The 19,501-nt window shown below is 73.5% G+C and carries 18 protein-coding genes; 11 read left to right on the plus strand and 7 right to left on the minus strand.

All coding sequences use genetic code 11. The features are described from left to right. Positions 1-24: 24 nt before the first annotated feature. From AC0666_RS25650 to AC0666_RS25665, 4 genes are all read left to right on the plus strand, one after another. Positions 25-2,277 (plus strand): molybdopterin-dependent oxidoreductase, encoded by a 2,253-nt coding sequence (locus AC0666_RS25650; protein WP_468972216.1) that lies wholly within the window; start codon positions 25-27, stop codon positions 2,275-2,277. Between the two features lie 73 nt (positions 2,278-2,350). Next, a complete protein-coding gene (locus AC0666_RS25655; RefSeq protein WP_478708365.1) occupies positions 2,351-3,850 on the plus strand; it encodes a CitMHS family transporter in 1,500 nt (499 codons plus the stop codon). A 100-nt stretch (positions 3,851-3,950) separates the two neighbouring features. Continuing rightward, positions 3,951-5,363 (plus strand): aldehyde dehydrogenase family protein, encoded by a 1,413-nt coding sequence (locus AC0666_RS25660; RefSeq protein ID WP_468972220.1) that lies wholly within the window; start codon positions 3,951-3,953, stop codon positions 5,361-5,363. A gap of 26 nt (positions 5,364-5,389) precedes the next feature. Continuing rightward, on the plus strand, positions 5,390-6,469 hold the full coding sequence (locus AC0666_RS25665; RefSeq protein WP_478708380.1) for a Zn-dependent alcohol dehydrogenase: 1,080 nt from the start codon (positions 5,390-5,392) through the stop codon (positions 6,467-6,469). 73 nt (positions 6,470-6,542) lie between these two features. On the opposite strand, the gene AC0666_RS25670 is transcribed toward AC0666_RS25665, so the two are convergent. Continuing rightward, on the minus strand, positions 6,543-7,190 hold the full coding sequence (locus tag AC0666_RS25670) for a TetR/AcrR family transcriptional regulator (RefSeq protein WP_361715217.1): 648 nt from the start codon (positions 7,188-7,190) through the stop codon (positions 6,543-6,545). A 97-nt stretch (positions 7,191-7,287) separates the two neighbouring features. On the opposite strand from AC0666_RS25670, the gene AC0666_RS25675 reads away from it, so the two are divergent. The 3 genes from AC0666_RS25675 (at position 7,288) to AC0666_RS25685 (ending at position 9,531) form a co-directional block, all read left to right on the plus strand. Next, positions 7,288-8,439 (plus strand): acyl-CoA dehydrogenase family protein, encoded by a 1,152-nt coding sequence (locus AC0666_RS25675; RefSeq protein ID WP_478708366.1) that lies wholly within the window; start codon positions 7,288-7,290, stop codon positions 8,437-8,439. Between the two features lie 59 nt (positions 8,440-8,498). Then, entirely contained in the window at positions 8,499-8,789 is a 291-nt protein-coding gene (locus AC0666_RS25680; RefSeq protein WP_468585927.1) for a YiaA/YiaB family inner membrane protein, read from the plus strand. A gap of 85 nt (positions 8,790-8,874) precedes the next feature. Next, the gene (locus tag AC0666_RS25685) at positions 8,875-9,531 is read left to right on the plus strand and encodes a TetR/AcrR family transcriptional regulator (RefSeq protein ID WP_468972224.1); all 657 of its coding nucleotides are present in this window, start codon (positions 8,875-8,877) and stop codon (positions 9,529-9,531) included. A 19-nt stretch (positions 9,532-9,550) separates the two neighbouring features. Here AC0666_RS25685 and AC0666_RS25690 read toward each other — a convergent pair whose 3' ends face one another. Then, positions 9,551-10,012 (minus strand): MaoC family dehydratase, encoded by a 462-nt coding sequence (locus tag AC0666_RS25690; protein WP_468972225.1) that lies wholly within the window; start codon positions 10,010-10,012, stop codon positions 9,551-9,553. A gap of 105 nt (positions 10,013-10,117) precedes the next feature. Here AC0666_RS25690 and soxR point away from each other — a divergent pair, with 105 nt between their 5' ends. Further along, complete coding sequence (gene soxR, locus AC0666_RS25695; protein WP_468585930.1) at positions 10,118-10,561, plus strand: redox-sensitive transcriptional activator SoxR; 444 nt, start codon at positions 10,118-10,120, stop codon at positions 10,559-10,561. Here the strand turns inward: soxR and AC0666_RS25700 are convergent. The 4 genes from AC0666_RS25700 to AC0666_RS25715 form a co-directional block, all read right to left on the minus strand. Then, a complete protein-coding gene (locus AC0666_RS25700; protein ID WP_478708367.1) occupies positions 10,542-11,249 on the minus strand; it encodes a 3-keto-5-aminohexanoate cleavage protein in 708 nt (235 codons plus the stop codon). The genes soxR and AC0666_RS25700 overlap by 20 nt on opposite strands. Positions 11,250-11,404: 155 nt before the next feature. Beyond that, a complete protein-coding gene (locus AC0666_RS25705; RefSeq protein WP_468972229.1) occupies positions 11,405-12,028 on the minus strand; it encodes a hypothetical protein in 624 nt (207 codons plus the stop codon). 148 nt (positions 12,029-12,176) lie between these two features. Further along, on the minus strand, positions 12,177-13,583 hold the full coding sequence (locus AC0666_RS25710; RefSeq protein ID WP_478708368.1) for an alpha/beta fold hydrolase: 1,407 nt from the start codon (positions 13,581-13,583) through the stop codon (positions 12,177-12,179). 76 nt (positions 13,584-13,659) lie between these two features. After that, positions 13,660-15,009 carry an exo-beta-N-acetylmuramidase NamZ family protein gene (locus AC0666_RS25715; RefSeq protein ID WP_478708369.1) on the minus strand — a complete coding sequence of 450 codons (1,350 nt, stop codon included), beginning with the start codon at positions 15,007-15,009 and terminating at the stop codon, positions 13,660-13,662. An 82-nt stretch (positions 15,010-15,091) separates the two neighbouring features. Here AC0666_RS25715 and AC0666_RS25720 point away from each other — a divergent pair, with 82 nt between their 5' ends. From AC0666_RS25720 to AC0666_RS25730, 3 genes are read left to right on the plus strand one after another with little or no spacing between them, the layout of a single operon-like run. After that, positions 15,092-15,865, plus strand: a complete 774-nt coding sequence (locus AC0666_RS25720; RefSeq protein WP_468585934.1) for an SDR family oxidoreductase — start codon at positions 15,092-15,094, stop codon at positions 15,863-15,865. Beyond that, on the plus strand, positions 15,850-17,523 hold the full coding sequence (locus AC0666_RS25725) for a class I adenylate-forming enzyme family protein (protein ID WP_478708370.1): 1,674 nt from the start codon (positions 15,850-15,852) through the stop codon (positions 17,521-17,523). Before AC0666_RS25720 ends, AC0666_RS25725 begins: the two co-directional genes overlap by 16 nt. Before the next feature lie 48 nt (positions 17,524-17,571). After that, positions 17,572-18,177 carry a TetR/AcrR family transcriptional regulator gene (locus AC0666_RS25730; RefSeq protein WP_361715250.1) on the plus strand — a complete coding sequence of 202 codons (606 nt, stop codon included), beginning with the start codon at positions 17,572-17,574 and terminating at the stop codon, positions 18,175-18,177. A gap of 99 nt (positions 18,178-18,276) precedes the next feature. On the opposite strand, the gene AC0666_RS25735 is transcribed toward AC0666_RS25730, so the two are convergent. After that, positions 18,277-19,497 carry an acyl-CoA dehydrogenase family protein gene (locus tag AC0666_RS25735; protein WP_468972236.1) on the minus strand — a complete coding sequence of 407 codons (1,221 nt, stop codon included), beginning with the start codon at positions 19,495-19,497 and terminating at the stop codon, positions 18,277-18,279. Between the last annotated feature and the right edge of the window lie 4 nt (positions 19,498-19,501).

Here is a 19,501-nt window from a genome sequence, read left to right on the forward strand (position 1 = left end):
GCAGCCTGCCGCCTTGGAGGGCCCATGCCCCGCACCGCCCTGCGCATCTGCCCCCTTTGCGAAGCCACCTGCGGCCTCACCCTCACCATCGAGGGCACTGCCGTCACCGGCGCCCGCGGTGACCGGCAGGACGTGTTCAGCCGCGGCTTCATCTGCCCCAAGGGAGCCGCCTTCGGGGCGCTCGACGCCGACCCCGACCGGCTCCGCACCCCCCTCGTCCGTCGCGACGGCGAACTCCGCGAAGCCACCTGGGACGAGGCCTACGAGGCCATCGCCTCCGCCGTCCCGGCCCTCGTGCAGGAGTACGGCAATCAGTCGGTCGGCGTCGTCCTCGGCAACCCGAACGTCCACACCATGGCCGGAGCCCTCTACCCCCCGCTGCTCCTCAAGGCCCTCGGCACCCGCAACCTCTTCACCGCGAGCACCCTCGACCAGATGCCCAAACACGTCTCCAGCGGGCTCCTGTTCGGCGACCCCTTCGCCGTCCCGGTGCCCGACCTCGACCGCACCGACTTCCTGCTCCTCCTCGGCGCCAACCCGGTCGAGTCCAACGGCTCCCTGTGCACGGCCCCCGACTTCCCGGGCCGGCTCAAGGCGCTGCGGGCCCGCGGCGGCACGCTGGTCGTCGTCGATCCGCGCCGCACCCGCACCGCCCGCCTCGCGGACCGCCACCTCGCACCGCGCCCCGGCAGCGACGCCCTGCTGCTGGCCGCCCTGGCGCACACCCTGCTCGCCGAGAAGCTCGCGGCCCCCGCCCACCTGGAGGAACAGACCGAAGGACTGGGGGAACTCGGCCAGGCCCTCGCGCGTTTCACTCCCGAGGCCGTGGCCCCCGCCTGCGACCTCCCGGCCGCCGAGATCCGCGACCTCGCCCGCGCCCTCGCGGCCGCGCCCACCGCCGCCGTCTACGGACGGATCGGCAGTTGCACCGTCGAGTACGGCACCCTCGCCAGCTGGCTCGTCGATGTCCTGAACATCCTCACCGGCAACCTCGACAAGCCGGGCGGAGCCCTCTTCCCGCTGCCCGCCGCCGGTCCGCGGCCGCGCCCCGCCGGGCCCGGCAAGGGCTTCGCCCTCGGCCGCTGGCGCAGCCGGGTCGGCGGCCACCCGGAGGCCAAGGCCGAACTGCCCATCACGGCCCTGGCCGAGGAGATCGAGACCCCGGGGGAGGGGCGGATCCGCGCCCTGATCGCGATCGCGGCCAATCCGGTGCTGTCCGCCCCCGACGGCCGACGCCTCGACGCGGCGCTGGCCGGGCTCGACTTCATGGTCAGCGTCGACCCGTACCTCAATGAGACCTCGCGCCACGCCCACGTCGTACTGCCTCCGCCGCCGCCCTCGCAAAGCGCCCACCACGACTTCGCCTTCAACGGCTTCGCCATCCGCAACCAGGCGCGCTACACCCGCGCCGCCGTGCCCCTCGAAGCCGGCCGGCTCGACGAGTGCGAGATCCACGCCCGGCTCCTGCTGGCCGTCTCCGGCACGCACGGCACCACCGCCGAGGCAGCCGCCGCCGTCGACGAATCGGTCATCCGCGCCACCCTCGCCAAGGAGACCGCCGATCCGCACTCCCCACTGCACGGGCAGGACCCGGCACGCCTCGCCGGGCTCCTCACGGGAGACAGCGGCCCCGAGCGGCGGCTCGACCTGATGCTGCGACTCGGCCCGTACGGAGACCGGTTCGGCGCCGAGCCCGCCGCGGAGGGGGCGGAGGCGGCTCTCAGCCTGGAACAGCTGCTCGCGCACCCGCACGGCATCGACCTGGGCCCGCTGCGGCCCCGGCTCCCGGGCGTGCTGAGGACGCGCAGCGGCAGGATCGAGCTGCTGCCGGACCCGATCGCGGCCGAGCTGCCCAGGCTGCGCGCGGCGCTCGCAGACCGCCCCGCCTCCCTGGTGCTCGTGGGCCGCCGCCACCTGCGGTCCAACAACAGCTGGTTGCACAACGTCCCGGCCCTCACCGGAGGTTCCAACCGCTGCACCCTCCAGGTCCATCCCGAGGATGCCGACCGGATCGGCCTCACCCAGGGCGGCCGGGCCCGGATCACCGCCGACGGCGGCAGCCTGGAGGTCCCCGTCGAGGTGACCGACACCGTCCGGACGGGCGTGGTGAGCCTCCCGCACGGCTGGGGCCACGACCGTGACGGGGCCCGGCTCTCGGTGGCCTCCGCCGACCCCGGGGTCAACGTCAACCAGCTCCTCGACGGCTCGCGGCTCGACCCGCTGTCGGGCACGGCGGTGCTCAACGGCTTCCCGGTGGAGCTGACACCCCTGCCCTGAGCTGGGGTTTTGCTCGTATTGCTCACGGCTCGACGTCTTGTTGGCGGGGAACGGAGGCACCTACGTTCCCTGCATGCTGACCTTCCTCGGCTTCGCCATGATCGCCACCTTCCTGGTGCTGATCATGATGAAGAAAATGTCGCCCATCGCGGCGCTCGTCCTGATCCCCGCGCTCTTCTGCGTCTTCGCAGGAAAGGGCGCCCACCTCGGCGACTACGTCATCGACGGGGTCGGCAAACTCGCGCCGACCGCCGCCATGCTGATGTTCGCCATCGTCTACTTCGGCGTGATGATCGACGTCGGTCTCTTCGACCCGATCGTGCGCGGCATCCTGCGCTTCTGCAAGGCCGACCCGGTGCGGGTGGTGGTCGGTACCGCCGTTCTCGCCGCCATCGTCTCCCTCGACGGCGACGGATCGACCACCTTCATGATCACCGTCTCCGCGATGTACCCGCTCTACAAGCGGCTCGGCTTGAGCCTCGTCGTGATGACGGGGGTCGCCGCCACGGCCAACGGTGTCATGAACACCCTGCCCTGGGGTGGCCCCACGGCCCGTGCCGCCTCCGCCCTCAAGCTGGACGCCGCCGACATCTTCGTCCCGATGATCCCGGCCCTCGCCGTCGGCCTGGTCTTCGTGTTCGGCCTGGCGTATGTCCTCGGCCTCAAGGAGCGCCGCCGCCTGGGGACGCTGGTGCTCCCGGAGCAGGACCCGGAGTCCGCGGAGGAGAACCTCGTCGCCGCCGGTTCGGGCACGTTCCCGGCCACTGCCACTGCCACTGCCACTGCCACGGGTGCCGAGAGGGCCGGGGCCGAGGCCGGTTCGGGCGCCGGTCCGGGCACCGGCGGTGCGGACGCGGACGCGGGCGCCGGCACCGCACCGGCCGTCCCCGTCCCGGCCCCCGCGGAAGAGGGGTCCCGGGGCGAAGAGGGGTTCCAGGGTCTCGACCCCCGGCGCGCCACGCTCCGGCCCCGGCTCTACTGGTTCAACGCCACCCTGACCGTCGCCCTTCTGACCGCGATGATCACGGAGCTGCTGCCCATTCCGGTGCTGTTCCTCCTCGGCGCCGCCCTCGCCCTCACCGTGAACTTCCCCCACATGCCGGACCAGAAGGCCCGGCTCGCCGCCCACGCCGACAACGTCCTGAACGTCGCCGGCATGGTCTTCGCCGCCGCCGTCTTCACCGGCGTCCTCGGCGGCACCGGCATGGTCAAGCACATGGCCGACTGGCTCGTCGGCGCCATCCCCGACGGCATGGGCCCGCACATGGCCCTGGTCACCGGCCTGCTCAGCCTCCCGCTCACCTACTTCATGTCCAACGACGGCTTCTACTTCGGTGTGCTGCCCGTCCTGGCCGAGGCGGGCGCCGCCCACGGCGTGTCCCCGCTCGAAATCGCCCGCGCCTCCCTCGTCGGGCAGGCCCTGCACATGTCCAGCCCGCTGGTTCCGGCCGTCTACGTCCTGGTCGGCATGGCCAAGGTCGAGTTCGGCGACCACACCCGTTTCACGGTCAAATGGGCGGCTCTCACCTCCCTCGTCGTGCTGGGGGCGGGGATGCTTTTCGGCATCATCTGATGCCCGGGACCCCTGGCGGGCCGAAAACTACCGACGCTAGTTTGTAGGGTGTTCACGCGAGGTCAGGTCTACGCGCTCGTGCGTGCTCGGGAGGAATGCCATGAAGGCCCACGACGGGATGTACATCGGCGGCGCATGGCGGCCCGCCGCCGGACGCGACCGGATCGAGGTCGTCAACCCGGCCGACGAACAGGTCATCGCCGGGGTCCCGGCCGGCAGCGCCGACGACGTGGACGCGGCGGTACGCGCGGCCCGCGCGGCCCTCCCCGGCTGGGCGGCCACCGCCCCGGCCGCGCGGGCCGCCCGGATCGCCGCGCTGCGCGATGTGCTCGTGGCGCGCAAGTCCGAGTTCGCGGAGACCATCACCGCGGAACTCGGCTCCCCGCTGGGCTTCTCGGAGATGGTCCATGTCGGGGCGCCGATCGCGGTGTCCTCCTCGTTCGCCGAGCTCGCCGCCACGTACGCCTTCGAGGAGCGGATCGGGAACTCCACCGTGTTCCTGGAGCCGGTCGGCGTGGTCGGGGCCATCACGCCCTGGAACTACCCGCTGCACCAGATCGTTGCCAAGGTGGCGCCCGCTCTCGCCGCCGGCTGCACCCTCGTCCTCAAGCCGGCCGAGGACACCCCGCTGACCGCACAGCTCTTCGCCGAAGCCGTGCACGAGGCGGGTGTCCCGGCCGGAGTCTTCAACCTGGTGACCGGGACCGGCCCGGTCGCCGGCCAGGCGCTGGCCGCGCACGAAGGCGTCGACCTCGTCTCCTTCACCGGCTCCACCGCAGTCGGCAAGCAGATCGGTGCCACGGCCGGTGCCGCCGTCAAGCGCGTCGCCCTCGAACTGGGCGGCAAATCGGCCAATGTCATCCTGCCCGGCGCCGACCTGCCCAAGGCCGTCGCCGCAGGCGTGGGCCACGTCATGAACAACTGCGGTCAGAGCTGCAACGCGCTCACCCGGATGCTCGTCCACCGCGGCCAGTACGAGGAGGCCGTCGAGCTGGCGGCGGCCGCCGTCGCGAAGTACCCCTCCGGCGACCCCCGCGACCCGGGCACCCGCCTCGGCCCGGTCGTCAACGCCAAGCAGCGCGACCGCGTGCGCGGTTACATCGCCAAGGGCGTCGAGGAGGGCGCGCGCCTGGTCGCGGGCGGCCCCGACGCACCGCACGAGCGGGGATACTTCATCGCCCCGACCGTGTTCGCCGACGTCACCCCCGACATGGCCATCGCCCAGGAGGAGATCTTCGGCCCCGTGCTGTCCATCCTCCCGTACGAGGACGAGGACGACGCCCTGCGCATCGCCAACGGCACCGTGTACGGGCTCGGCGGCGCGGTCTGGGCGGCGGACGAGGCCACCGCCGTCGCCTTCGCCCGCCGCATGGACACCGGCCAGGTGGACATCAACGGCGGCCGTTTCAACCCGCTCGCCCCCTTCGGCGGGTACAAGCAGTCCGGAGTCGGCCGCGAACTCGGGCCGCACGGCCTCGCCGAGTACCTCCAGACCAAGTCCCTGCAGTTCTGAGTTCCGAGTTGACGGAGACGACGACCATGGTCCGCGCCGCCATTCTGCCCGCCGTCGGAGCACCGCTGGAGATACGGGAGATCGTGCTGCCCGATCCCGGCCCCGGGCAGGTCCGGGTGCGGCTCGCCGCAGCCGGGGTCTGCCACTCCGACCTCTCCCTCACCGACGGCACCATGCGGGTCCCTGTCCCCGCCGTCCTCGGCCACGAGGGCGCCGGCACGGTCCTCGCCGTCGGTGAGGGCGTCACCCACGTCGCCCCCGGCGACGGCGTGGTGCTCAACTGGTCCCCGTCCTGCGGGCAGTGCCACCACTGCTCGATCGGCGAGGTCTGGCTCTGCGCCAACGCCCTCACCGGGGTCGGCGCGGTCTACGCCCACGACGCCGAGGGAACGCCCCTGCACCCGGGACTGAACGTGGCAGCGTTCGCCGAGGAGACGGTCGTCGCGGCCAACTGCGTGCTGCCCGCGCCCGCCGGGATCCCGCTGGCCGAGGCCGCCCTCCTCGGCTGCGCGGTCCTCACCGGCTACGGCGCCGTCCACCACAGCGCCCAGGTCCGCCCCGGCGAGTCCGTCGCCGTCTTCGGGGTGGGCGGGGTGGGCCTGGCCGCCCTCCAGGCCGCGCGGATCGCCGGGGCCGGCCCGATCGTGGCCGTCGACGTCTCACCGGCCAAGGAGGACCTCGCCCGCGCGGCCGGGGCGAGCGCGTTCGTGCTCGCCTCCGACACCACCGCCAAGCAGATCCGCGCGCTCACCGGGGGCCACGGCGCGGACGTGGCCGTCGAATGCGTCGGCCGGGCGCAGTCCATCCGCGGAGCCTGGGACTCCACTCGGCGCGGCGGCCGCACCACCGTGGTCGGCATCGGCGGCAAGGACCAGCAGGTCGCCTTCCACGCGCTGGAGATCTTCCACTACGCCCGCACCCTCACCGGCTGCGTGTACGGCAACGGCGACCCCGCCCGCGATCTCCCGGTGCTCGCGGAGCACGCCCGCGCGGGCCGCCTGGACCTCGCCTCCCTGGTCACCGACCGCATCACCCTGGACGGCATCCCGGGGGCCTTCGAGGCCATGCTGGCGGGCAAGGGCGGCCGCTCACTCGTCGTGTTCTGACCCGCTCCCGGCTCCCGCACGTCTCCGTTCTCGGCGGGGTGCGCGTGGGGGCCGGGGAGCCCGCCACGTCTCGTCAGGCCGTTTCCTTCAGGGCCTCGTACTGGAGGGCCAGCCCGTCCAGGAGGGCGGCCAGGCCCGTCTCGAAGGCACCCTCGTCCACCTCGCGCTGACGCTCGGCCAGCAGGTGGGCCTGGCCCAGGTGCGGATAGTCCGAGGGGTCGTACGCCGCTTCGTCGTCCACGAAACCGCGGGCGAACGAGCCCACCGCCGAGCCCAGGATGAAGTACCGCATCAGCGCGCCGATCCGGGTCGCCTGCGCCGGGGGCCACCCGGCCGCCGTCATCGCACCGAACACGGCGTCGGCCAGCCTCAGACCCGCCGGCCGGCGCCCCGGGCCCCGCGCCAGCACCGGCACGATGTTCGGGTGGTCGGCCAGCGCGTCCCGGTAGGAGTGCGCCCAGTCGTGCAGGGCACCCCGCCAGTCCCGCCCGGCTCCCGCCTCGAACATCGACAGGTCGACCCGCGCGCTCACCGCGTCCGCGACCGCGTCCAGGATCTCGTCCTTCGTGCGGAAGTGGTTGTACAGGGAGGGCCCGCTGACCCCCAGTGCAGCGGCCAGCCGCCGCGTCGACACCGCCTCCAGCCCCTCCGCGTCCACCAGTGCGCCCGCCGCCTCGACGATGCGGTCTCTGCTCAGGAGGGGCTTGCGCGGTCTGGCCATGCGCCACATAGTAGGGCCTGGCCCGAATAAACTACCGGTGCTAGTTAAAGCGCCGGCCCCGGCCCGGCCCGTCCCCCGTCCCGCCCGGAGGTGCCCGGTGAATCTGGAACTCAGCGAGGAGCAGGCCGCGGTACGCGACCTGGCCCGCGCGTTCACCGAGCGCGAGGTGGTCCCGTACGCCGCCGAGTGGGACCGCGCCGAAAGCGTGGACCGGGCCATCGTGAAGAAGCTCGGCGCGCTCGGTTTCCTCGGCCTGACCGTCCCCGAGGAGTACGGCGGCTCCGGCGGCGACCACCTGTCCTACGTGCTTGTCACCGAGGAGCTCGGACGCGGCGACTCCGCGGTGCGCGGCATCGTCTCCGTCTCCCTCGGCCTGGTCGCGAAGTCCATCGCGGCCTGGGGTACCGAGGAGCAGAGGCACGGCTGGCTGCCGCGCCTCTGCTCCGGCGACGCGCTCGGCTGCTTCGGCCTCACCGAGCCCGGCACCGGCTCCGACGCCGCCGGCCTCACCACCCGCGCCGTGCGCCGGGGAGACGCGTACGTCCTCAGCGGCAGCAAGATGTTCATCACCAACGGCACCTGGGCCGATGTGGTCCTGCTCTTCGCCCGCACGGGCGAGGAGGCCGGCCACCGCGGCATCTCCGCCTTCCTCGTCCCCACCGACACCCCCGGGCTCACCCGCCGCGAGATCCACGGCAAGCTCGGCCTACGCGGCCAGGCCACCGCCGAGATCACCCTCGACGCCGTGCGCGTCCCCTCCTCCGCCCTGCTCGGTCCCGCGGGCAAGGGCTTCTCGGTGGCCATGTCCGCCCTCGCCAAGGGCCGGATGTCGGTCGCCGCCGGGTGCGTCGGCATCGCGCAGGCGGCGCTGGACGCGGCCGTCTCGTACGCCGCGCAGCGCGAGCAGTTCGGCAAGCCCATCGCCCATCACCAGCTGGTCCAGGAGCTGATCGCCGACATCGCGGTCGACGTGGACGCGGCCCGGCTGCTGACCTGGCGCGTCGCCGACCTCATCGACCGCGGCAGGCCCTTCGCCACCGAGTCCTCCACCGCCAAGCTCTTCGCCTCGGAGGCCGCCGTGCGCGCCGCGAGCAACGCCCTGCAGGTGCACGGCGGGTACGGCTACATCGACGAGTACCCGGCCGGCAAACTGCTGCGCGACGCCCGCGTCATGACCCTGTACGAGGGCACCAGCCAGATCCAGAAGCTGCTCATCGGCCGCGCCCACACCGGGGTTTCCGCGTTCTGAGTACGCGCCTGAGTATCTGCGCGGATGTGGCACCGGTCACTGCGGCCGATGCTGGGGCCATGAACGAGACACCGGTCAAGCAGAAGAACACGGGGGCGTACTACGGCCAGGCCGTGGCCTCCTTCGCCATCGCGATCGGCGCGGTGGCCCTCGGGATCTACCAGTTGGAGGCCGACGGCTGGGTCCGCGCCTTCCTCGGCATCGCCGTCCTCTACCTCACGACCTCGGCCTTCACCCTGGCCAAGGTGATCCGCGACCGCCAGGAGCTCACCCAGATCGTCACCCGGGTCGACCAGGCCCGGATGGAGAAGATCATGGCCGATTACGACCCCTTCCAGCCGAAGGTCTGACCGAGGGAGCGTCCAGGTCCTCTAAGCGCTTGCTCACCCTCCGGTAAGGTGTGCATTCCTACAGGATGGAGAGGGTGAGCAAGCGATGGACACCGCGGGAGAGGCGACCGGCGGCTACCAGCCGTGGTCGGAGGTCACCCCCGACGCCGCGCGACGGCTGCTCGTCGCCGCGGTCGACGCGTTCGCGGAGCGCGGGTACCACGCCACCACCACACGTGACATTGCAGGGCGCGCCGGTATGAGCCCCGCCGCGCTCTACATCCACTACAAGACCAAGGAAGAGCTGCTCCACCGGATCAGCCGCATCGGCCACGACAAGGCCCTCGACATCCTGGAAAGTGCCGCCTCCGGCCCCGGCAGCGCCGCCGAGCGGCTCGACGCGGCCGTACGGTCCTTCGTGCTCTGGCACGCGGCGCACCACACCACGGCACGGGTGGTCCAGTACGAGCTCGATGCTCTCGCTCCGGAGCACCGCTCCGAAATCGTGGCGCTGCGCCGCCAGAGCGACGCCGCCGTACGCCGCATCCTCGCCGAGGGGGTCGCGGCGGGGGAATTCGACGTGCCGGACGTGCCCGGCACCACCCTCGCCGTCCTGTCCCTGTGCATCGACGTGGCCCGCTGGTTCAGCGTCGACGGCCGACGCACGCCCGACGAGGTCGGCGCGCTCTATGCCGACCTCGTGCTCCGCATGGTGGGCGCGACTCCGGCCGCCGTACCGGCCCCCGACGCCCCGCAGGGGTAGAGCCCGGGAGGCCCGGAGCTCAGAAGTAGTACCGGGACACCGACTCCGCCACGCACACCGGCTTCTCGCCGCCCTCGCGCTCGACGGTCACCGTCGCCGTGACTTGCACGCCGCCACCCGCCTCGGTGACGTCCGTGATCACGGCGGTGGCCCGCAGCCGCGAGCCGACCGGCACCGGAGCCGGGAAACGCACCTTGTCCGTCCCGTAGTTGATGCCCATCCGCATGCCCTCGACCCGCATGATCTGCGGTACCAGACTCGGCAGCAGCGAGAGCGTCAGATAGCCGTGCGCGATGGTGGAACCGAAGGGTCCGCCCGCCGCGCGCTCCGGGTCCACGTGGATCCACTGGTGGTCGCCGGTCGCGTCCGCGAACAGGTCGATCCGCTTCTGGTCCACCTCCAGCCAGTCGCTCGGGCCGAGCCGGGTGCCGATCCCGGCGCGCAGCTCCTCGGCGGACGTGAAGATCCTCGGCTCGGCCATGCGTCTCCCTCTCCCTGGCGCTCCGACGAATAAGCGCTTGCTCAGCATGCTCGGGCCGTATGTATCTGTCAACGGATGGCGGACCGGCCGACTACCCTCGGCCTCGTGCCGCAGATTCCCGAGAACATCCACGAGCTCAGTGTCGGCCAGCTGTCCGCCCGCAGCGGCGCGGCCGTCTCCGCGCTGCACTTCTACGAGGCCAAGGGCCTGATCAGCAGCCGCCGCACCTCCGGCAACCAGCGCCGCTACACCCGCGAGGCGCTGCGCCGGGTCGCCTTCGTACGCGCCGCCCAGCGCGTCGGCATCCCGCTCGCCGCCATCCGCGACGCGCTGGCCCAGCTCCCCGAGGGCCGCACCCCCACCCGCGAGGACTGGGCGAAGCTCTCCGAGGCCTGGCGCACGGAGCTCGACCAGCGGATCAGCCAACTGATGAGGCTGCGCGACCACTTGACCGACTGCATCGGCTGCGGCTGCCTCTCGCTGAAGAACTGCGCGCTGTCCAATCCGGACGACGTCTTCGGTGAACAGCTCACCGGCTCCCGGCTGTAGCGAAGCCGGCTCCGCACGCCTGCGCCGCCGCCTCCCGTACGGCGGCGGCCACCAGCTCCGCATTCGACCGCGCGGGCCGTCCGTCCGGCAGGTGGAGTACGTCGCCCACCCCGGTCCGCATCCCGGCACCGCGCCGAGCCGCCAGCCGCAGCACCGGCCAGGCCGCGGCCTCCCGCCCGAACAGCAGCACCTGACCCGGAGCGCACCGACCCGGGACCGGGACCGGGACCGGCTCCGGCCCCCGACCCCACTCCGGCCCCTGCCCCGACCCCGCCTCCGGGCCGGCCGCCGGGGCCTCCACCACCAGCCGCACCCGCGGATCCCGCGGCACCGGCCCGGCGTCCCACCCCGCCGGAACCACCGCGTCCACCGCCACGCCCCGCTCCAGCAGAGCCCGTACCAGCTCCGTCGCCCCCGGCTCCGCCCAGTGCACCGCCGCCCGCTCTGGCAGCATCACCCACGACCGCACCCGCGCCGCTCGCCCCGCCGGATCCGGTTCGGCCGCGATGCTCGCGCACACCGAGAGCGGTACGGGGACCCCCGCGCCCCGCAACGCCTCCAGCACCGCCCCCACCACCCGCGGCGACAGGCTCTCCCGGCCGCACGGAGTCCGCGGATGCACCAGCACCTCCCCGGCCCCCGCGGCGACCGCCCCCAGGGCCGCCTCCGCCAGATCCCGCGGGCTCATGGGCACGGCAACACCGGCCGCGGCCGCCCGCGCCCCGTTCAACGACACCTGGATCAGCCCCACGCGGCCCCCGCACCGTCTCCGGGCAGCCTCACGCGGCCCCCGCACCGTCACCGGGCAGCCTCACGCGGCCCCCGCACCGTCTCCGGGCAGCCTCACGCGGCCCCCGCCGAGAGCGACGGGAAGACGGTCGACTCCGCCAGAGCCGGTCGGGGTACGACGATTCCGCAGCCCGCGCACACCGGCCCGTCCCAGGCCCAGGCCCCCTCCCAGGGCCCACGTCCTGCCCGGCGCCCCCGTCTCGGGCCCGGCGCCGGCGCCCGCCAGTGCAGCTCCTGCTCCCCGCACACCGGACAGCCCGTCCCCGGCTCGGACTCCAGCGCCGTCACGAGGCGCCGCAACACCTCGCCCAGGGTGCCCTCGGGGCGCACGCCGGGATCCGCGCACCGCACCACCGCGTCCCCGCTGCCGCCCCACGCCCACTCCGGCCGGCGCAGCCCGTGGTGCTTCTCGCGGCGGCGCCGCTCCGCGAACTGGCGCTCGTACTCCAGCCAGACCCCCCGCGCCTCCTCCAGCTCCTCCAACGCCGCGACCAGCCGCTGCGGATCCGCCGCCCGGTCCTCGGGAGCGATCCCGTGCCGGTCGCACAGATGCCACCACGTCGCCCGATGCCCGTACGGAGCGAACCGCTCCAGGCAGCGGCGCAGCGAATGGCGCCGCAGGGCACGGTCATTGCGTGCGTCCCGCACCTGGTAGGCCAGACTCCGAAACCCCGCCATCACACCTTCACCTCCGTCGCGCCACGCCGGCATCAGCGCGTCGTACTGGATCGAACGACGACGCACCGCGAGATGTGCCCAACATGCCCGGCCAGGTGCGGGCGCATGCGGGGGCGGTCGAGGCGTGTGGGTGGCACATGGCCAAAAGTCAGCGCCCCATGCGCCCCGCAGCCACCACGACGCGGGCCAGCTCCTCGTGGCAGACGTCGCTGTGCGCCCCCGAGGGCGGACCCCCGCGCCGCACCACCGACCCGGTGTCCACGCTGACGCAACCGGCCGCCGGGACCCCCTCGCGCAGCGCCGCGTCCAGGGTGAGCCGCGCGGCGCCCGGCACCGCCTGCACCCCGTCGTGCCCGATCGCGCCCCACCGCTCGTCGAAGCCGAGAAGACCGGCTGAATCCCCTGCCATCCGGGAGGCCAGCGGGTAGAAGACCGCGAGCGCGGTGTCGTGCGGGGAGTGGCAGGCCACCACCGGGCCGTCGACCCTGCGCTGCATACCGCGCAGGGCGCCGCCGCTGTTCCCGGCGTGCGGGAGGCGGTCCGCGAAAGCGTAGTGCGAGAAGGCGCCTTGCAGCAGGGTCGCGGACTTCACGTACCGGGAGCCGTCCGGGACCGCACGCAGCGCGAAGGACACCACCCGCGCGCCGAAGCTGTGTCCGATCAGGTGGATCCGCAGCCCCGGCCGGCCTCCGGCCAGATCCGCCAGCACCGGCCCGAGGCCGTGCTCGCCGACGACCCCGGCGCGGCGCTTCATCTGGTAGTACGTGGCCTGGCGCAGCAGTTCCTTGGCACCGTTCCACAGCGACTGAGGGTCGCCCGCGCCGGGGGAGGGGGCCCGCACGCCGGCGCTGCCCGCGGGGCTCGCGGTACTCGCGGGACTCGGGCCGACGGGTGCGCCGGCCCGGGCGAGCGCGTCGTTGAAGGCCCGGCAGACCTCCAGTACGTCCCGCGTGAAGATGGCGGGCACCTCCGCCGAGGGCACCGCGCCCGGCGTCCCGTCGGCGACGGCCACCCCCGCCACCTCCCTGACCAGCGCGCCGAATTCGACCAGGGCCGCCGTCGAGCGGGGCCGCTCCCGCAGCAGTTCGGTGATCCGGTCGAGCTCCTCCTCGCGGCCCGGCCAGAACTCCCCGAGCGCCCGACGGGTTTCGGGGTCCAGCCCCGTCGCGGCGGCGTCCCCGGCCAGTGCGGCGGGCAGCTCGAAGTCCGGGATCGGCTCGTCCGAGAACCGGATCGAGGGCCACACGACCCCGACGTAGCCGAGCCGTGTCCGCGGCCCCACCAGGTGGGGGAAGGGGGCGTAGAAGCGGTCGAAGAGGCGGGTGGAGGTGGACCGGTCGCTGTTCCACCCGTGCGCGAAGACCAGCAGGTCGGTGGCCTCCATCGCGGCCACCGCCTCCCGCGTCGCTCGGTCCACGTCGCCCTCGGCGTCGAAGGTCAGCTCCGCGTACGGCCGGACGCCCACCCCGGCCGCGGCGGCGGTTCTGCGCCCGCCACCACCCCCGGCCCCGCCCCCGCCACCGCTCCCGCCACCCGCAACCGTTCCGTCCGACATGGGGTCCCCCTCCGTGCCGCGCCTCCGGTGCCGTCCAGCATCCTGCTGCGCCCGCCGCCCGGCCAGACCCGTGCACCTACGGATACAGCAGGTACTTTTCGCGCACCGTCGCGAACCGCGCCAGGCCCGCCGCCCAGTCGGCCGCGATCTCCTCGGCTCCCGCCCCCGCGTCCACCATCCGCCGGACCCGGTCGGAGCCGGTCAGCCGGTCGATCCAGTGGTCGGTGCGCCACGCGAAGCCGCTCCACGTCCGCCGCGCGGTGACCAGCAGCCCGACCCCGGTCAGGACCGGATCGAAAGCCTCCGGGTCGTGCACGAGCAGCCGGATGCCACCGCACACCTTCCCGGCGTGCTTGGAGGAGGTCGGCGTGAAGTACGCCTCCCGGATCCACACTCCCGGCAGCCCCAGGGCGTCGGCCGCCTCCGCCCACCGCCGGTCGATCCCTTCCGCGCCGAGCACCTCGAACGGGGTGGTCGTCCCACGCCCCTCGGACAGGTTGGTGCCCTCGAACAGGCAGGTCCCGGCGTACGCCAGGGCCGTGTCGGCGGTGGGCATGTTCGGGCTCGGCGGCACCCAGGGCAGGCCCGTCGAGGCGTGGAGGCAGCCCCGGCTCCAGCCGGTCATCGCCACCGTCTGAAGCCGCACGGGCCGGGCGGCCAGGAACTCTCCGTTGAACAGCAGCGCCAGCTCGGCGGCCGTCATCCCGTGCGCGAGCGCGATCGGCTCCCGGCCCACGAAACTCGCGTACGGCCGCTCCAGCACCGGCCCGGCGGCCCGCCTGCCGCCCACCGGGTTCGGCCGGTCCAGGACCACCACCGCCTTGCCGGCCAGTGCCGCCGCCTGCATGCAGTCGTACAGGGTCCAGATGTAGGTGTAGAAGCGGGCCCCGACGTCCTGGATGTCGAAGACGACGGTGTCGACGCCGGCCGCGGTGAACACGTCCGCGAGCTGCTGCCCGCTCTTGCCGTACGTGTCGTACACCGGGAGCCCGGTCGCCGGGTCCCGGCCGGCCCCCTCGGAGCCGCCGGCCTGGGCCGTCCCGCGGAAGCCGTGCTCGGGGCCGAAGACGGCGACCAGGTCCACCCGCGGGTCCGCGTGCAGGACGTCCACCAGGTGGCGGGCGTCCGCGGTGATCCCGGTGGGATTGGTGACCACTCCGATCCGCCGGCCGGCGAGCAGCCCGTACCCGTCCGCCGCGAGCTGCTCGAAACCGGTGCGCACCCGGTCGGCGCGCGGCGCCGCCGATGCCGTACCCGCGGGGGCCCGCGCCGCCGCGGCCACAGCCCCACCCGACGCAGCCGCCCCCGACGCAACAGCATCCGACGTAACAGCACCCGACGGAGCCGCACCCGCCGGGGCCGCCGCCGCGCCCAAGGCCCCCGCCGTCCCCACCAGTCCCAGCAGCCCCCGTCGCGACAGACTCATCGCGCCACGCTAGCCCTCGGCCCCCTTCCGCCCCGACATACCGACCGGTTAGTCTGCCGGGATCCGCAGCAGGCCACGAAAGGTGATCCCCGTGAGCGCGTACCAGGACCAGCGAGTCGTCGTCACCGGCGCGGGGGGCGGCATCGGCGCCGCCCTCGCCCACCGCTTCGCCGCCGAGGGCGCCACGGTGGTGGTCAACGACCTCGATCCCGCCAAGGCCGCGGCCGTGGCGGGCGAGATCGGCCCCCGCGCGATCCCCGTCCCCGGCGACGCGTCGTCGGTCGTCGAGGCGGCCCGCGAGGCCCTCGGCGGGACGGTGGACGTCTACTGCGCCAACGCGGGCCTGGCCTCGGGCGGCGACGCGTCCGCCGACGAGGCCGTCTGGGAAGCCGCCTGGGACGTCAACGTCATGGCGCACGTACGGGCCGCGCGGCTGCTGCTGCCGGACTGGCTGGAGCGGGAGAGCGGGCGTTTCGTGTCCACCGTCTCGGCCGCCGGGCTGCTGACCATGATCGGGGCCGCGCCGTACAGTGTCACCAAGCACGGTGCGCTCGCCTTCGCGGAGTGGCTCTCGCTGACCTACCGCCACCGCGGCGTCCAGGTCCACGCCATCTGCCCGCAGGGGGTCCGCACCGACATGCTGACGGCCGCGGGCTCGGCGGGCGAACTCGTCCTCGCGCCGACCGCGATCGAGCCGGAAGCGGTTGCTGACGCACTGTTCGACGGCATGGAGAAGGGCCGGTTCTTGATCCTCCCGCACCCCGACGTGGCGGACTACTACGCGGCCCGCGCCACCGAACCGGACCGCTGGCTGAGCAGCATGAACCACCTCCAGCAGAAATGGGAGACCAGGTGAGCGCGGCCCCCTCCCGCTACGCCGCCCAGCCGTGGCTGGGGCTGCTCAGCCCCGCCCAGCGCACACCCGTCTCCCCGCCGCCCACCGTGCTCCACTGCTTCCGCGCGGCGGCCGCCCGCGCCCCCGGACGCACGGCGCTGGCCTACTTCGACGGCCGGATCGGCTACGCCGAGGCCGACGCCCTGTCCGACTCCCTCGCCGGCCACCTGGCCGAGCAGGGCGTCGGCCGGGGCGACCGGGTCGCCGTCATGCTCCAGAACACCCCGCACTTCGTGCTCGCCGTCCTGGCCGCGTGGAAGGCCGGCGCGGTCGTCGTCCCGCTCAACCCGATGTACAAGGCCGGCGAGTCTGGGCACATCCTGCGCGACTCCGGCGCCGTCGCGCTCGTCTGCGACGGCCGGGCATGGACCGCGTACCTGCGCGAGGCCGCGCGGGGGACCGGCGTACGGGCCACCCTGACCGCCCGCGACACGGACTTCCAGACCCGCAACGACGTACGGGTCCTCCCCGCCGGGCCGGGTCCGGACCCGGGCGACACCGCCGACCTCGCCACCGTGGCCCGCCAGGGCCGCCCGGCGCCGCCCGATCCCGCCCTCACCGCCGCCGACACCGCGCTCATCAGCTACACCTCCGGCACCAGCGGCACCCCCAAGGGCGCCATGAACCCGCACGGCGCGCTCACCCACAACGCAGTCCGGCAGGTCACCGCCCACCCACTCCCCGAGGGGGCCGCCTACTTCGCCCTCGCACCGCTCTTCCACATCACCGGCATGGTCTGCGAACTCGCCGCCTGCTTCGCCAACGCCGGCACCCTCGTGCTCGCCCACCGCTTCGAAGCCGGCGTCGTCCTCGACGCCTTCCGCGAGCACCGCCCCGCCTACGCCGTCGGCCCGGCCACCGCCTTCATGGCGCTCGCCGCGCACCCCGAGGCCACCCCGGACCACTTCACCTCGTTCCGCGTGCTCTCCTCGGGCGGGGCCCCGCTGCCGCCCGCACTCGTCGAACGCCTCCGCGCCGGCTTCGGCTTCTACCTGCGCAACGGCTACGGCCTCACCGAGACCACCGCCGCCTGCGCGTCGGTCCCCCCGCACCTGGAGGCGCCGGTCGACCCCGCCTCCGGCACCCTCTCCGTGGGCGTGCCCGGCGCGGACACCGTCGTCCGCATCCTCGACGAGCGCGGCGCCGAAGTGCCCTTCGGCGAGAGCGGTGAGATAGCCGTCCGCGGCCCCCAGGTCGTGCCCGGCTACTGGGGACTGCCCGCGGACACCGCCAAGGCCTTCCCGGACGGCGAACTGCGCACCGGCGACGTCGGGTTCATGGACCCGGACGGCTGGCTCTACGTCGTCGACCGCAAGAAGGACATGATCAACGCCTCCGGCTTCAAGGTGTGGCCGCGCGAGGTCGAGGACGTGCTCTACACCCACCCGGCCGTGCGCGAGGCGGCGGTGGTCGGCGTCCCGGACCCCTACCGCGGGGAGAGCGTGAAGGCGTACGTGAGCCTGCGCCCCGGCGCCCCGGCCGATCCCGACGAGCTGTCCGCGTACTGCGCCGACCGCCTCGCCGCGTACAAATATCCGCGCCAAGTGGAGATCCTGCCTGTTCTCCCGAAGACGACGAGTGGCAAGATCCTGCGGCGGGAACTGCGCGACCGCGGCTGAAAACGACCGGTCGAGCGATCAGGAAACACGGAAGGGAAGGTCAGCGCCATGGCTGCCAGGACCACGGAGCCCGAGGGCACGCACGAAACCCCGGTGCCGCAGCGGCTGCTGGCCGTCGCCACCCGGCTCTTCGCCGAGCGCGGCTACGACCGCACCTCCGTCCAGGAGATCGTCGAGGCCGCCGGGGTCACCAAGGGCGCGCTCTACCACTACTTCGGCTCCAAGGACGACCTCCTGCACGAGGTGTACGCGCGGATGCTGCGCCTCCAGCAGCAGCGGCTGGACGCGGTCGCCACGTCCGACGCCCCCGTCGAGGAGCGGCTGCGCGCCGCCGCGGCCGACGTCGTGGTCACCACCATCGAGAACCTCGACGACGCGGCGATCTTCTTCCGTTCGATGCACCAGCTCAGTCCGGAGAAGTTCAAGCAGGTCCGGGCGGAGCGCCGGCGCTACCACGAGCGCTTCCGGGCACTGATCGAGGAGGGCCAGCGCGCCGGCGTGTTCTCCACCGCCACCCCCGCCGACCTGGTGGTGGACTACCACTTCGGTTCCGTCCACCACCTGTCCACCTGGTACCGGGAGGACGGCCCGCTCACGCCGCAGCAGGTCGCCGACCACCTCGCCGACCTGCTGCTGCGCGCGCTGCGGCCGTAACGCCCCCCCGGCCCCGGCCCCCGGGCCGGGGGCCCGGTTGCCCCTGGCGGTGGCGCTTCAGCCGCCGGTTGCCCCTGGCGGTGGCGCTTCAGCCACCGGTTACCCCTGGCGGTAGCGCTTCAGCTCCCGGTGGGCCAGCGAGCGCTGGTGCACCTCGTCCGGCCCGTCCGCCAGGCGCAGGGTCCGCGCCGCCGCCCACAGCTCGGCCAGCGGGAAGTCCTGGCTCACCCCGCCCGCGCCGTGCAGCTGCACCGCGTCGTCCAGGATGCGCACCACCGCCCGCGGGGTCGCGATCTTGATGGCCTGGATCTCGGTGTGGGCACCCCGGTTGCCGACCGTGTCCATCAGCCAGGCCGTCTTGAGCACCAGCAGCCGCAACTGCTCCACGGTGACCCGGGCGTCCGCGATCCAGTTCTGTACGACGCCCTGCGCGGCCAGCTCCTTGCCGAAGGCCGTACGCCCCACGGCCCGTCGGCACATCAGCTCGATGGCTCGCTCCGCCATGCCGATCAGCCGCATGCAGTGGTGGATCCGGCCCGGGCCGAGCCGGGCCTGGGCGATGGCGAAGCCCGTGCCCTCCTCGCCGATCAGGTTCGCCGCCGGGACCCGGGCCCCGTCGAAGACCACCTCGGCGTGGCCGCCGTGGTCGTGGTCCTCGTACCCGTACACGGTCATGGCCCGGCGGACCTCGACCCCCGGGGTGTCGCGCGGGACCAGGATCATCGACTGCTGGCGGCGCGGATCGGAGCCGTCCGGATCAGTCTTGCCCATCACGATGAAGATCTTGCAGTCCGGGTTCATCGCCCCGGAGATGAACCACTTGCGGCCGGTGATCACGTACCCGTCGCCGTCGCGCTCGATGCGGGTCTCGATGTTCGTCGCGTCCGAGGAGGCCACCTCCGGCTCGGTCATCGCGAACGCGGAGCGGATCTCCCCGGCCAGCAGGGGGTGCAGCCACTGCTTCTTCTGCTCCTCGTTCCCGAACTGGGCCAGGAGCTCCATGTTCCCCGTGTCCGGGGCCGCGCAGTTGGTGGCCGTGGGCGCCAGGTGCGGGCTGCGGCCGGTGATCTCGGCCAGTGGGGCGTACTGGAGGTTGGTCAGCCCGGCGCCGTATTCCGCGTCCGGCAAGAACAGGTTCCACAGGCCCTGACGGCGCGCTTCGGCCTTCAGCTCACCGAAGACGGCCGGGGTGTCCCAGGGCGAGGCCAGCCGTGCGCGCTGCTCGGCGGCGAGGGGCTCCGCCGGGTAGACGTACTCCTCCATGAACGCGAGCAGCCGCTCGCGGAGTTCCTCGGTCCGGGCGTCGAATGCGAAGTCCATGCGG

Source organism: Streptomyces sp. NPDC043680 (assembly GCF_056436685.1).

Coding starts and splice junctions, on each gene's coding strand:
- AC0666_RS25705 (WP_468972229.1), bottom strand. CDS start 12,028: ATGGCGGGGTTTCGGAGTCTGGCCTACCAGGTGCGGGACGCACGCAAT.
- AC0666_RS25730 (WP_361715250.1), top strand. CDS start 17,572: ATGGCTGCCAGGACCACGGAGCCCGAGGGCACGCACGAAACCCCGGTG.
- AC0666_RS25670 (WP_361715217.1), bottom strand. CDS start 7,190: ATGGCCAGACCGCGCAAGCCCCTCCTGAGCAGAGACCGCATCGTCGAG.
- AC0666_RS25690 (WP_468972225.1), bottom strand. CDS start 10,012: ATGGCCGAGCCGAGGATCTTCACGTCCGCCGAGGAGCTGCGCGCCGGG.
- AC0666_RS25655 (WP_478708365.1), top strand. CDS start 2,351: ATGCTGACCTTCCTCGGCTTCGCCATGATCGCCACCTTCCTGGTGCTG.
- AC0666_RS25725 (WP_478708370.1), top strand. CDS start 15,850: ATGGGAGACCAGGTGAGCGCGGCCCCCTCCCGCTACGCCGCCCAGCCG.
- AC0666_RS25665 (WP_478708380.1), top strand. CDS start 5,390: ATGGTCCGCGCCGCCATTCTGCCCGCCGTCGGAGCACCGCTGGAGATA.
- AC0666_RS25710 (WP_478708368.1), bottom strand. CDS start 13,583: ATGTCGGACGGAACGGTTGCGGGTGGCGGGAGCGGTGGCGGGGGCGGG.
- AC0666_RS25660 (WP_468972220.1), top strand. CDS start 3,951: ATGAAGGCCCACGACGGGATGTACATCGGCGGCGCATGGCGGCCCGCC.
- AC0666_RS25685 (WP_468972224.1), top strand. CDS start 8,875: ATGGACACCGCGGGAGAGGCGACCGGCGGCTACCAGCCGTGGTCGGAG.
- AC0666_RS25650 (WP_468972216.1), top strand. CDS start 25: ATGCCCCGCACCGCCCTGCGCATCTGCCCCCTTTGCGAAGCCACCTGC.
- AC0666_RS25715 (WP_478708369.1), bottom strand. CDS start 15,009: ATGAGTCTGTCGCGACGGGGGCTGCTGGGACTGGTGGGGACGGCGGGG.
- AC0666_RS25700 (WP_478708367.1), bottom strand. CDS start 11,249: ATGAGCCCGCGGGATCTGGCGGAGGCGGCCCTGGGGGCGGTCGCCGCG.
- AC0666_RS25680 (WP_468585927.1), top strand. CDS start 8,499: ATGAACGAGACACCGGTCAAGCAGAAGAACACGGGGGCGTACTACGGC.
- AC0666_RS25735 (WP_468972236.1), bottom strand. CDS start 19,497: ATGGACTTCGCATTCGACGCCCGGACCGAGGAACTCCGCGAGCGGCTG.